Below are 12,560 nucleotides of genomic sequence, written 5' to 3'. Positions count from 1 at the left end.
AGGTAACGGGTTAAATCTTCAGGGATTGTGCGGGCCTCTTCGCGAGCAAGCCCGCTCCCACATTTGAATCTGTGTCATACACAGAATGGGAGGGCGAATCCGATTGAATGTGGGAGCGGGCTTGCTCGCGAATGGCGGCCTCAAATTCGGCGGACATCTCAAGTCGATTGGGCAACCCCTCCATATCCCCACGGCTCTGCACCGCGCGGCTGCCAATCCAGTTGGCACGCTTCACGGCGTCGGCAAAGCTGTGGTTTTCCAGCAGGGCACTGATCATGCCAACGGCAAAACCATCGCCGGCACCGACGGTGTCGACCACCGTTTTCACCGGCACGCCCGCCACGAAACCCTGGTCCAGATGGGTGCGGTAATACGCACCGTGCGGGCCCAGTTTGATCGCCACGGCTTCGGCGCCTTGGTCGAGGTAGAACGCTGCGATGTCGGCCGTGTCTTCGAAACCGGTCAGCAAACGGCCTTCACTCAACCCCGGCAGCACCCAATGGGCGAGGGCGGCGAGACGGTTGATCTCGCTAATCATCTGTTGTTCGCTGGCCCACAGGCTTGGGCGCAGGTTCGGGTCGAAAGACACGCTGCGCCCGGCATTGCGCATGCGGGTCATCAATTCGAAAGACATTTCCCGAGCCGTTTCGGACAGCGCCGGGGGAATGCCAGTGGCATGCAAGTGCCGGGCGTTCAGTAACTCAGGCGCGATCGACTGCCGCGACAGGTGACTCGCCGCCGACCCACGGCGGAAGTACTCGACCACCGGATCGCTGCCGTCGTCGGTGCGCGACTTGAGCTGAAAACCGGTGGGGTGCGCGGTGTCGAGGGCGACGTTACTGCAATCCAGACCTTCCTTTTCCAGGGTGTCGATCACGAACCGTCCCAGAGAATCAGCGCCCACCCGGCTCAACCAGGCCACGTTGAAGCCCAACCGCGACAAGCCAATCGCGACATTGCTGTCGGCCCCGGCAATGCGTTTGTGGAAGTGGCCGACGTCGGCCAAATCACCGTTCTGCTCGGCGACGAACATGGCCATGGTTTCGCCGAACGACAGGATATCGATCTCAGACATGAGCGCTCTCCAACCGGGTTTGACCGAGGCGGGCGAGGGTGGCGACGTGCTCGGTGGTCAGCTGCACCAGGTCGTCGCCTTGCAGCGGATATTCCGCCGCCCGCATCACGCCTTGGGCCATGTGCCGCAGCAGTTGCTCCCACAGATACAGGTCACTGACGGCCGGCGGTATGGCGACCAGTTTGCCGTCCGCCCGGCGCGTCACGGCTTTGCAGTGCACATAACCGACGTGGCGACCGAGCAACCGCGCGGCGCTGGCGGCGGACTGGTCTTGCCAATGCCAATTGCCGATGTCGAAGGTCATTTTGACCGGCAGCTTATGTTGCTCGATTTCAGTGAAAAAGCGCTGGAACGGTTCGATGCGGCCACCGTGCAGGGTTTGATCGTTTTCCACCAGCAACTGCACCGCACTTTTGCCCAGTACGCGGGACAAGGTCTGGAGGTCGCTGTTGTCGGTGAAATATCCCAGGGACACTTTCAGCCATTTGGCACCGAATGCCTGGGCGCGCTGGAGCGCAGAGATCAGTTCGGGATTGGGTTTTGACTGGCCGGCCAGCCACAACTCCATCGGCGAGGAATACACGCTTTCGAGGCCTTGGGCCTGCGTGGCATCGGCCAGTTGCGCGGGGTCTTCGACGGTCAGCAGTTCTTCGCGCCATTCGATGCGCGTGGCGCCCGCGGCGGCCAATACGTCGATGAAGCTGCCTTGGCCGCGTTGGCGAACAAGGTCGGCGCCGTAGCTCGACAGGCTGATGGAAACGGGTGGTTTATTCATTGTTGTATACCTCTGAAACCGGTTTCATTTTTGTTCAAAAAAATAGTGATGATGTTTTGTGGTGAATTTACCGGCCTCATCGCGAGCAAGCCCGCTCCCACCTTGGACCGCGGTGCACTTGTGGGAGCGGGCTTGCTCGCGAAGGGGCCATAACATTCACCGCAAATCTCCAAGGGTCGACCCCCGCACAATCAACCGCGCCGAAAAATCCAGGGTCCGCACCGGCCCGTCATCACCACGCAAACGCTTGAGCAAACACTCAAACGCACTGGCGCCAATTTCAGCCGTCGGCTGGGCGAGGGCGGTGATCCCGCTACCCACCAGCGGATACCAATCCAGATCATCGAGGGCGATCAGGCCGACATCCTCGAAAAGATTGCACTTCAGTTCACGCAACGAATGGGTGGTGGCCAGCGCGGCGATACCGTTGGCGCAGAACAGCGCTTTCGGACCGGGGCCGGGTGTTTCGAGGAAGGTTTTCAAACGTGTGCTCAGATCGCTGCCGGTCTCGGCGATGGTCCCTTGAAGCGTCGGACGCTGCTCGATCTGCGCCTTGAAACTGCTGACCCGCTCGATCCGCGAACTGGTGCCGTCATAGGGTTCTGTGACCAGCAGCACATCGCGATAGCCGCGTTCTTGCAAATGAGCGAGGGCCATTTCAACGGCGGCCGGATTGTCCAGGCCGACCAGATCACTCTCCAGCTGCTCGACCTTGCGATCCACCAGCACCAGCGGCATTTCCCGGTGCAGTTCACGTAACTCGTCGCGGTGATGGCCGAGGGTGTTCACGATCAAGCCTTCGATGTTGTACGAGCGCAACAACGCCAGGTGCTGACGCTCTTGCTCGTCATCGCGATCGGTGTTGCACACCACCAGGCTGTAGCCGTGCTGACGGCAGGCGGTTTCCACCCCGTGCATCACGGCAATCGAATAAGGGTTACGGATATCGGCCACCAGCATGCCGATCAGGCGAGTGCGTCCGCGCTTCAAGCCGCGGGCCATCTGGTTCGGGCGATAGCCGAGTTCGGCAATCGCCTGCTCGATGCGCAGGGCTATGGCATCGGAGAGCAGGGCGCGGTCATCGCCGATGAAGCGCGAGACGCTGGCCTTGGAGACGCCGGCGTGTTCGGCGACGTCGAGCATGGTCACGCGGCTGCGTTGGGCGGCGGAGAAATCGTTCAAAAGGTTGACCTTTCTATTGGAGTTATTAGGCTCGAGCATACTGCGCTGAAACCGGTTTCAGGAAACTCCATTAAGGGTCGTACGTCAAGCAAGTCGTGCCGCGATCGATGGAGCGAAGCGTTGTTATTCCGACGAGCGGTCGCGCTACCTGTCAAATGTGACAGTAGGCGGCAATGAGATAAGCGGGTCTAATTTGTTCCATGCGCACCCAATTACTCTGAACCGGGGAACAACAAATGGCTTCTACAACAAATACCGGAATTGGTTTGTTCGCCCGAGCGTTCACTGTGGAGGGCGTAGATCCAAACGACCCGACGGCGCAGTTGCCGCCTGATGCATCGACCAAAGGCGTGTACCTGAACATTCCCATGTGGGAGGGGCCATCCGTCTGTATTGGTAAAAGCGACTTGTTGGAAATCTGGGTGCTGGAGCCGGGTGCGGGGCTTGAAACGCTTTTCTATAGCAACGCTTTTCCCGTCCCGGTAACAATCCCCGCGCGGTTCCATCTGCCGGCACAGTACCTACAACGTGAAGGTGAGATCAGCCTACGGTACCGGGTCATATTGGGAGATAACGGCAACGAGGACACAGCGTTGCCACAACGGTTCACGTTGAAGCGCCAGGTGCCGACCAATTTGGCTAAACCGGTGTTCCCCAGCGCAACACTCTGGGGGTACTTCAATTGCTGTTCAGTGCCGCGAATGTGGGACGAAGTAAAAGTGCGCGTTCCAGCGCAACCCGGCCGGTTTTCCGAAGATGATGAGTGCATCCTGGATTGGGAGGGTTTCTACACACTGAACGGCGTTAGAGCAATCCCCGGTACCGCGGGCCGGTTTGTAAAGAAGCTGACTAAACAGGATGCCGACTCCCCCATCGGTTTCGATTTTGTTTTGGGGGCGGACAAATTTGAACGATACATCGCACCAATGGGCAAGATAGAGGTAAAGACAGATGGCAAGGCAGGCACGACAGGTTCGGCGAAGGTAAGTTACGCACTTTATCGCGGTGGAACTGCGTTGGGCAAATCCGATGTAGGTTGCCCTAAGTTTGACCGGGTTGTTTCAGGTGAAATTTTTCATTGTGATCGTGAACATGACACTTGTAAAAAGTAGGCATTTAAAAGAGCAAGAAGATGTAGGTCTCGGTTCGAAAAATTGTCAAAATACTCGCTTTGTCGCAATAACGCTCCACTGGGAAAGTCCGCCGAGGGCGTGCTAGAGATCGATCATTTCATTCCAGGGAAGAAAGAATTTTGTGGTCCGTGAAGTTGCTGGAGAAGCAGTAAGAGTTGTAAGTGTTTAGCGTTTAACAGTGTTTGAAACAGAAAAGCGTCAATGCCGGATTTCAAGTACGGGGCAATCACCTGATACTCGGAGCATGCAGTTAGCAGTCGCGCGGTTCTCCATCGGGCAATTACGTGTGCGGGTCAATGATTAACTCATGATGGAGAGTACGAAAATGAATATGCAGGTTAAAGCAGGTGTCGGTGTTCTGGCTTTGCCACCCACCATTGTCGGCCAACTACCGGATAAGCGCCTGACTTATAAGCAACTCAGGGAAGATCGAATCATCAAGGTGCAGTTAGCCGATATTGACGATAAAAGTCCCGACGGCGGCGCCAAAGTCGAGCTTCATTTGTTTCCGAAAGGTGAAACCCCTGTCGAGTTCGATCCCACTTATGTGGTCGCGACCAAATTCAAAATCGACCAGGTTGGGGGGGATTGGGCATTCCCGATCGAGTTCGATGTACCCGTCACGACCACGACACTGACCGAGAAGTTCGATGGTGCCGGTGAGTACACGCCTTACGAACTGGCATTCATCATTTACGATGCCCATGACAACCCCGATACCTCCGGCCCGTTTACCGAAGCCCTGGTCGACTTGACCGCGCCTTACCAGCGGCAACCAGGCGGGCCCAATGGTACGGGGATAAGGCCGGCGTTGCTGACCCTTGGTGCTACGGTGCCTGCCGTCATCGACGATGCCTGGTTGAGCGACCCGGCCAACGCCGGCGGACTGAACCTGATCATTCCCACTGCTTATCAAAAATTTGAAGCGGGCGTCGACAAGGTCAACTTCTATATCTCTAAGCAAACAAGCTTTTCATTGATGGAGGGTGAAGAAGCAGCCGTTAAAGACTTTCCGCTGCCCATTGGCGGCGCTATCAACATCCCGCTTGCGTTTCTGACTGCCCTGGATGAAGGCGCGCACTATTACTCCTACAACCTCACGGATTTACCAGGGAATATCAGCAACAACCCTGGCATTATCAACATATTCAGAAGGGTCAAGGCACCGGCACCTGTTCTCGAAGCGCCAACAATCCCGGTTACTGGAGCTACTGGCCGTACGCCGATCACCTTTTCGACGGTGCATCCCGCGCCGACTAAAGCCATCATGGAAATCAAATTTCCACTTAACTCGTTTCCCGGTGACCGGATCATCCCGTACATCACCTCCGACCAGGCAGGTGCGCCTATTAACTTGCCGGAGCAAGTGATTCCACCCGCAGGCACCCCAGGTCCACTGAGATTCGAGCTGGAATTCGACATCTTTGAACAGGTTTTTGGAGATCCCAACGGGGCCGATGAGGTGGAGTTCGAATTCTGGTACGAACTGGAGCGCTCTTCCATTACGCCCAATCCCGTTTCGCCTTCCGCATTTGGTGTCGTCGACTTTGCTTACGCCGGGCCAGAACAACCGAACCTGCCGGAGCTGGAGAACCCTAATATTCCACCCGTGGTGATTCAGGGCGCAGGTACACCGGCGCCGGCCCCTAACACGCTAGGCCCAGCGCAGGCAGGCGTTGCGGCGGCCATGAACTGGCCTGTGTGGACTGACCCCAATCGCCCTGTAACAGGCCGGGAAATTGTCAAGTTCTATTATCAGGGCAAACAGGTTGGCGAGCCGATACCCGTGCGGGTGGGGGATACAACAGTCCCGACCGCATTGCCTTGGGACACGATTCAGGCTGAACGGAACGGCACTGTCGCAGGCGGTAATCCCAGAGAGGCTTACGTGACTGTCGAGTACCCTGGCAGTGCCAACGTAATGAAACAGGTGGTTACGACAAAAGTCGACGTGACAGCGATCGTAATCAATCTGCCGGCCCCTCAAATTATTGTTTCAGCCTTCCGAACAGCAACTGCATTGGTACCGGAGCGCGTCGTTACCAGTATCAACTGCCCGAGTCTCAACCACCCGGCCGTAGCGAATGGACCCATGCCGCCTTATCAACCGCGCCAACTACGGATAAGAATTCGGCGCGACACCAATATCCCGACGAATGCCACGGTGGATCTGGTATTTGAAGGCCGGACAACCAGCGCGGTGGGTGCTCCTGCCATCCCTGGTACGCGCATCACCGCTTCAGCGCCTATGCCAGCGACAGGCGACCTTGAGTTCAGACTGACAGACTACACCGCGATCAGGACGATCCAGTTGCCCAGTACGACAGCGGGTCAACGTCCTCCTACCCGTTACGCACGTATCGCTTATACGGTCAACGGGATCGTGTCCGAGATCACGGTGCCTGTGGCGTTGCTGAACTCGAGCCTGGTGTATTGCGAGCAAGAGCGTCCTGAGACAACCCCTTAATCGATACTTCCAGTAAATCTTCCTACTGATGGAGGCGGCATTAGTTGTCGTCTTCATCAGTGGAAGCGAAGTTTTTACGTTCAGTTATGGAACCTCTCACAACGACAACGGATAAATCGTACATACATAAGGATTTGTCCTACATATAGCTGGAAAGGTAAACCGTAGTCTGGCGGCCGTTTTAGTCCGGCTCGCGCACAGTTTGAGCCGGAGACTCGTTCCTGACGGAATGCAATCGAGTAGGACTCAACTATGTCGTTAAAGACGCAACCTCCATTTCCCAAAGTATCGATCGGCATCTGGACATTTTCGATTATGTCCCTCGTGTTGAATTCATCACTGATCCAGGCTGCCACTGTCCCGGCAGGCACCACTCAGTCCATCGATTCCAATACCCCCCTTGAGAACTGGCAACTTGAAGCCAACGCCGTACTCACCGGCTCTGGTGCCGCAACGCTCGGTATCACCAGTTCAGCGGGCGGGGTGATCGACCTGACCAACTCCAGCGTCACCTCCGCAGGGGAAGGTGGTTTTGCCCAAGGTATTTTCCTGACAAATGCCAACGCCATTCTGAGCAATTCGACGGTCACCAGTGTCTCAGGGATCGGCATATCGGCTGTGCGAGGCGTCTCTAGTATCGGCGGTTCCACAGTAACCCTGCGTAATCAGGCTGTTGTTCGAGGTTTGCAAGGCGGGATCGCGGGCAACCGATTCAGTGACATCAACGTTCAGAACTCGACCGTCGAAGGCACCGGCGCCAACAGTTTCGGGATTCGTCTGTTTGAGGGTTCATTGTCCGCCAGCGGTAGCACGATTACCGGTGGTCTCAACGGCTTGACCGTGGGTACTGACACACAGGCATCAGCGATCATTCCAACGACGATCGTGCTGGACAGCACTCGGGTGGAAGGCCAGAGCGGCTCGGCCATTGTGGTCGGCATCAATGCGCCGAACTTCCCCACCGTGGCCAACATCCAAGTACGCAATGGCTCGAGCCTGATCGCCGGAAACGGTACGCTGCTTGAAGTCCGCCCTGGCGCCTCGGCCGGTTTTCTCGTAGATAACAGTCACTTGACTGGCAATGTCGTGGTTGCTTCAGGCAGTTCGGCCAACGTCACTTTGCAGAACAATGCGTCGTTGACCGGTGATTTACAGAACGTTACCTCTGCAACCCTTACCAATCGCGCGAGTATGACCGGCAACGTGCTGGGCGCCTCAAGTGTGCTGATCGACAACGCGTCTACGTTCACCGGTAATTTGCAAGATGTAGCTAATGCAACGATCAACAACCGGAGTGTGGTGACCGGTAACGTGCTGGGCGCCTCAAGTGTGGTGATCGATAACGGGTCTGCGTTTACCGGTAATTTGCAAGATGTGGCCAATGCAACGATCAACAACCAAAGCGTATTGACCGGGAACGTCGCTGCCGCCGCTGACAGTGCTGCCAGCCTGACAGTGGACAATGGTGCCAGCCTGACCGGTCAGGTGAGCAATGTAGCCAATTTCTCCATTAACAACAGTGCCCTGTGGCAAATGACCGACAGCCAGTCGGTGAACAACCTCACGCTCAACAATGGCGGCAGAGTACGCCTGGGGGGGGATCAGGACTACTTTCAGCTGAACGTGGCCAATCTGGCGGGCAGCGGCAAGTTTGAGATGGGTACTGATTTCAACAAGGGTATCAGCGACCTGTTGAACGTGACCGGCAGCGCTGCCGGCAGTCATCAGTTACTGGTGAGTAGCACAGGTCTTGATCCGGTCAATGACTCGTCGATCAAGGTGGTGCAAAGCGTTGCGGGAAGCGCTCAGTACGGCCTCGTCAACGAACGGGTCGATGTCGGGGCGTTTACTTACCGCTTAGTCAAGGAGGGTGATGACTGGTACCTGCAACCCGATAAAGAAGTCGTCAGCACACCGACCCGTGCGGTCATGGCGATTTCCGCCGTAGCGCCTACGGTAATCTATGGCGAGACCGTTTTATTGAACAACCGGATGGGGGATCTTCGCATCAACGGTGGGCAAACAGGAGGATGGGTCCGCTCTTTCGGTAGTCGATACAGCATCAGCAACAATGCCTACGGGAATGGTTACAGCCAGGACCAGTACGGGTTTTCCATGGGGGTCGACACCCCGGTACAGATTGCAGGCGAGCGAGTATTGCTGGGTGTTTTTGCCGGCTACAGTAAGTCGAACCTTGACTTGAGTCGCGGCAGCTCCGGCGAAATCGATAGTACGTCCATCGGCCTCTACGGTACCTGGCTCGGCGATAGCGGCTATTACGTGGATACCGTGGCCAAACTCAATCATTTCCGCAACGATGCCAAGGTGACGATGAGTGACGGCAAGCAAACCGAGGGTAATTACAACAACCTGGGCGCGAGTGCATCGGTCGAGTTTGGTAAACACATCGACATCAAGGACGGGTATTACGCAGAAGTGTTTACCCAGTGGCAAGCAGCCTCCGTGCAAGGCAAGGACTTCAGTCTCGATAATGGTTTGAAGGCTGACGCCGATACGACGCGCTCCATGCTTGGCAAGGCAGGCGTAACCCTGGGACGGGGTATGACATTGTCCAACGGTAGCGTACTGCAACCGCACATTCGGGCAGCCTTCGTTCATGAGTTCGTGAAAAACAATGAAGTTCGGGTCAACGATAACAAGTTCAACAATGACCTGTCGGGTAGCCGGTTTGAAGTCGGGGCAGGAGCCTCGTGGACATTGAATGATCGCTGGCAACTCCATGCTGAACTGGATAGCAGTAAAGGCGGCAATGTCACTAAGGATTTTGGCGTGAACATGGGGGCTCATTACGCGTTCTGAGTGTTAAATAAAAAGGGAAGCTTCGGCTTCCCTTTTTTATTGCCGTTTTTATTGATGCCAAATTGGACTATCCCGCTTTCAGTACCTGAAAGTTGCCCTTGAGAAGAACGGTCTTTCCGTCAGTGTCTGGCAGTTCTAGGTCGATTTTGAAGGAGCCCTTGACACTTTCTCCCACGGCTGGCTCTAACACGATGTTGCCCGAAATACCTTCATAAATAGTATCGTCTGCGTCTTTGAAGCTGAAGCTAACATCGTCGCGACTTTTCAATGGGTAGTCACCCACTTCGAAAGTTGCGGGAATGCAAATATGCAGTTCTCGAGCTGGCATGCTTTTCGCTTTTGTTTTTGAAACAGGCCGGTCAATAGCCGTAATCAACACGGCTTCCGTTTTTTTGGGGCCCGCTTTGACCCTGTCGATCAGTCGGGAAGTGGCAATAAATTCCGGGAATTCTTTGTCAGTTGCAAAAGCCGATGCATTGACGTAATTGCCGGCGGCAAAGCTGGTGCGTTTGATCACAGCGTTCATGGATTCGGTCTCCGTTACGTTAAGTAAGGTATCCAAAGGCCATGCTCGGCCCTAATCCTGGATGAGCTATAAAAGCCTGTTATTGAACAGGTTGTAAACTGTCATTGTTGACAGTTTACAAGGGTTGCAATTCGTGAAATTAATGACGAAACCGTCGTGCAAGATGTCTGCTGACAGGCACTTATAGTGCTCGCGGGCTATACCGTGACAGGCAACCAGACAGCGCATAGCAAAAGTACGCTCATGCCTCTATAGAAATACGTTTGCGCCGCGGGTGATCGAAGCAATTTGCCAGACCTCGCACCCAATATCGCCCAGGCCCCCATACACGGCAGCGACACCAAAAAGAACACCAGTGACAATTGCATCACCTGTAGGGTTTTTTCTGCACCGTTCCCGGAAAAAACACCCACCACGGCCAATGCCATCATCCAGGTCTTGGGGTTTATCCACTGGAGTCCGGCTGCTCCCCATAATCCGAGTTGAGGGTTGCCGGAAGGAGACTGTGGATCGATCAGGTCTGGCGGCAAGCGGAAAATCTGCCACGCCAGGTAACTGAGCCAGACAGTGCCTACCCATCGCATGGATGTTTCTGTATCGGGGTGGGCTTTCAAGGCTTGCCCCAAACCGCTGCCCGCCAGCATGACAACGAGCGCCGCACTGGCGCAGGCTCCGAAAATGATCGGCAACGCAGCCTTGAATCCATAACGGGCGCTGTTGCTCAGCACCAAAATGTTTGTCGGCCCCGGCGTAATGGAGGCGACGAAAGCGAACAGCAAAAATGGCAGCAACGTGGGAAAGGTGGACAACATGGCAGCGGACTCCGTGAATGATCTCAGGAGCCGATCCTCACAAAGCCTGACTTACACGTCTGGAAGATTTGAGCAGCGCTTGCGATACAACGCTGGCGTCAAACCATAAGCGCGGACAAACCAGCGGCCCAGGTGGCTCTGATCGGCAAACCCCAGTTCCATCGCCACCGTCGCCGGTTGCTCGCCACGGGCCAGCATTCGTCGGGCTGTCGCCAAACGCAATTGCACGAGGTAGGCGTGGGGTGCCATGCCATAAGCGGCCTTGAAGGCGCGGGTCAGGCGGAAGCGATCAACTCCGGTGACGGCGGCCAGTTGATCGAGGCCGATGTCGTATTGCGCGTTGGCGTGCAGGTACTCCCGTGCCTTCTGCGCCACCAGCGGCAGGCGCGGATCCTCGCCATAGCGGGCGCGCCAGTGCAGGTGACTGGTCAGGCGTTCGAGTAAACCGTCGAGGGCGGTCTGTCGGACTATTTTCAGCTCACCGTGATGCAGGGTTTGAAACGCCAGGCTGGTGGCATGGGCGAGTCGGGAGTCGCTGGCCAGGGTATTGGCGAAACTCAGTTCACTGTTGTCGGGGGCATTGTCGAAGACTGCGCTGAGTTCACGTTTCAGCCACTGCGGATCGAGGTACAGCATGCGGTAGGTGAAACCGTCTTCGGTCGGTGCTTCGCCGTCGTGGATGTCGCCCGGTTCGAGCAGAAACACCTTGCCCGGCGTGCTTTGGTGCTTCGCCCGGCGGCAATTGAACTGCTGAACCCCTTGTTCGGTGACGCCCACCAGATAGCTGTCATGCCAGTGCGGGTCGTAGGCATGGCCTTCGAAATGCGCGCGCAGGGTCTCGATGCCGGTGTCGGCGTCCTGGGCCAGGTCGATCCAGTTGTGAGAAGTCATGCTGCACCTGCGAGACGGATTACCGACTTATTTAACGCCCGCGCCGAGGGTGATGACTAGAACGTTTGTGCACTGATCAGTTGAACAGTCCCGCTGCGATGTTGATCGAGAAGCCCAGAATGGCCGTGTTGAACAGGAAACCGATCAGCGTCTGCGCCAGGACAATCTTGCGCAAATCCCGAGTCGCCACGCCGACATCGGACGTCTGGACTGCCGCGCTGATGGTGAAAGAGAAATACAGGAAATCCCAGTAGTTGGGCGTTGTCAGGCCTTCAGCAAAACGTAGCGCAGGGTCTTTGCCCGCCCAGGTGTAGAACAGACGGGCGTAGTGCACGCTGAAAATCACCCCGATCAGCAGCCATGAACCGATCACGGTCAATGCCGTAAAGCCGTAGTGCAACAGTTTGCGGGTGGTTTCCAGCTCCCTGCTGCCGGCCAGTTCAAAGGCGATGGTCGCCAGGCTCGCTATCGCGGCGATGCTTACAATAAACAGCACCAGCCCGGCATTTTCGTCTTCGACCTCGGCAATGCGTTTCACATCCGGCGCTTTGGCGCGCGCGGTGAGCCAGAGCATCAGGATCAGGTAAGCCCAGACGCCGGCGTTCCAGCCGAAGAGGATTTTGCTGATGATCGAGTCGGCCGGCGCCAGAATGCCCACGGCAATGCCAAGCGTGGCGGCGGAGGAGAGGCGAGGGTGGGTGCGGGCGAGGAAGGGCATGTGAACTCGATGGGCCTGGGTATGTAAACACCTTAGCCCAGCGCATCCCGTTGTGACCATAACCCAGAGATCGATGCAAACCCTTGTGGGAGCGAGCCGGCTCCGGGCGGCGTTCCGACGAAAGTGGCCATCACATTCAACATATCCGTTGACTGTTACGC

At 56.4% G+C, this 12,560-nt stretch carries 10 protein-coding genes; 3 read left to right on the top strand and 7 right to left on the bottom strand.

Going from position 1 to position 12,560, the window contains the following annotated elements:
* Positions 1-10: 10 nt before the first annotated feature.
* From KW848_RS29105 to KW848_RS29095, 3 genes are all read right to left on the bottom strand, one after another.
* Positions 11-1,075: a sugar kinase gene (locus KW848_RS29105; protein ID WP_218538866.1), complete on the bottom strand. Its 1,065-nt coding sequence runs from the start codon at positions 1,073-1,075 to the stop codon at positions 11-13.
* Positions 1,068-1,850 (bottom strand): sugar phosphate isomerase/epimerase, encoded by a 783-nt coding sequence (locus KW848_RS29100; RefSeq protein WP_218538865.1) that lies wholly within the window; start codon positions 1,848-1,850, stop codon positions 1,068-1,070. Before KW848_RS29100 ends, KW848_RS29105 begins: the two co-directional genes overlap by 8 nt.
* 156 nt (positions 1,851-2,006) lie before the next feature.
* A complete protein-coding gene (locus tag KW848_RS29095) occupies positions 2,007-3,032 on the bottom strand; it encodes a LacI family DNA-binding transcriptional regulator (protein WP_305729618.1) in 1,026 nt (341 codons plus the stop codon).
* A gap of 236 nt (positions 3,033-3,268) precedes the next feature.
* Between KW848_RS29095 and KW848_RS29090 the strand changes: the two genes are divergently transcribed.
* The 3 genes from KW848_RS29090 (at position 3,269) to KW848_RS29080 (ending at position 9,452) form a co-directional block, all read left to right on the top strand.
* The gene (locus KW848_RS29090; RefSeq protein WP_218538864.1) at positions 3,269-4,144 is read left to right on the top strand and encodes a hypothetical protein; all 876 of its coding nucleotides are present in this window, start codon (positions 3,269-3,271) and stop codon (positions 4,142-4,144) included.
* Between the two features lie 346 nt (positions 4,145-4,490).
* A complete protein-coding gene (locus tag KW848_RS29085) occupies positions 4,491-6,632 on the top strand; it encodes a hypothetical protein (protein WP_218538863.1) in 2,142 nt (713 codons plus the stop codon).
* Positions 6,633-6,947: 315 nt separating this feature from the next.
* A complete protein-coding gene (locus KW848_RS29080; protein ID WP_256365319.1) occupies positions 6,948-9,452 on the top strand; it encodes an autotransporter outer membrane beta-barrel domain-containing protein in 2,505 nt (834 codons plus the stop codon).
* A gap of 67 nt (positions 9,453-9,519) precedes the next feature.
* On the opposite strand, the gene KW848_RS29075 is transcribed toward KW848_RS29080, so the two are convergent.
* From KW848_RS29075 to KW848_RS29060, 4 genes are all read right to left on the bottom strand, one after another.
* Positions 9,520-9,978: a hypothetical protein gene (locus tag KW848_RS29075; protein ID WP_218538861.1), complete on the bottom strand. Its 459-nt coding sequence runs from the start codon at positions 9,976-9,978 to the stop codon at positions 9,520-9,522.
* A 197-nt stretch (positions 9,979-10,175) separates the two neighbouring features.
* Complete coding sequence (locus KW848_RS29070; RefSeq protein WP_218538860.1) at positions 10,176-10,790, bottom strand: LysE family translocator; 615 nt, start codon at positions 10,788-10,790, stop codon at positions 10,176-10,178.
* A 51-nt stretch (positions 10,791-10,841) separates the two neighbouring features.
* Positions 10,842-11,681: an AraC family transcriptional regulator gene (locus tag KW848_RS29065; RefSeq protein WP_218538859.1), complete on the bottom strand. Its 840-nt coding sequence runs from the start codon at positions 11,679-11,681 to the stop codon at positions 10,842-10,844.
* Positions 11,682-11,757: 76 nt separating this feature from the next.
* A complete protein-coding gene (locus KW848_RS29060; protein ID WP_218538858.1) occupies positions 11,758-12,399 on the bottom strand; it encodes a DUF1345 domain-containing protein in 642 nt (213 codons plus the stop codon).
* Positions 12,400-12,560 lie beyond the last annotated feature (161 nt).

This window comes from Pseudomonas sp. PDM25, from assembly GCF_019219045.1.
Lineage (GTDB): Bacteria > Pseudomonadota > Gammaproteobacteria > Pseudomonadales > Pseudomonadaceae > Aquipseudomonas.
The sequence above is the reverse complement of the archived record's forward strand: the minus strand, read 5'-3'. Positions and strand labels throughout refer to the sequence as shown.

Excerpts from the sequence above, each read along its gene's own strand:
- KW848_RS29070 (WP_218538860.1), bottom strand. The coding sequence starts at position 10,790 with ATGTTGTCCACCTTTCCCACGTTGCTGCCATTTTTGCTGTTCGCTTTC.
- KW848_RS29065 (WP_218538859.1), bottom strand. The coding sequence starts at position 11,681 with ATGACTTCTCACAACTGGATCGACCTGGCCCAGGACGCCGACACCGGC.
- KW848_RS29105 (WP_218538866.1), bottom strand. The coding sequence starts at position 1,075 with ATGTCTGAGATCGATATCCTGTCGTTCGGCGAAACCATGGCCATGTTC.
- KW848_RS29080 (WP_256365319.1), top strand. The coding sequence starts at position 6,948 with ATGTCCCTCGTGTTGAATTCATCACTGATCCAGGCTGCCACTGTCCCG.
- KW848_RS29085 (WP_218538863.1), top strand. The coding sequence starts at position 4,491 with ATGAATATGCAGGTTAAAGCAGGTGTCGGTGTTCTGGCTTTGCCACCC.
- KW848_RS29075 (WP_218538861.1), bottom strand. The coding sequence starts at position 9,978 with ATGAACGCTGTGATCAAACGCACCAGCTTTGCCGCCGGCAATTACGTC.
- KW848_RS29060 (WP_218538858.1), bottom strand. The coding sequence starts at position 12,399 with ATGCCCTTCCTCGCCCGCACCCACCCTCGCCTCTCCTCCGCCGCCACG.
- KW848_RS29100 (WP_218538865.1), bottom strand. The coding sequence starts at position 1,850 with ATGAATAAACCACCCGTTTCCATCAGCCTGTCGAGCTACGGCGCCGAC.
- KW848_RS29090 (WP_218538864.1), top strand. The coding sequence starts at position 3,269 with ATGGCTTCTACAACAAATACCGGAATTGGTTTGTTCGCCCGAGCGTTC.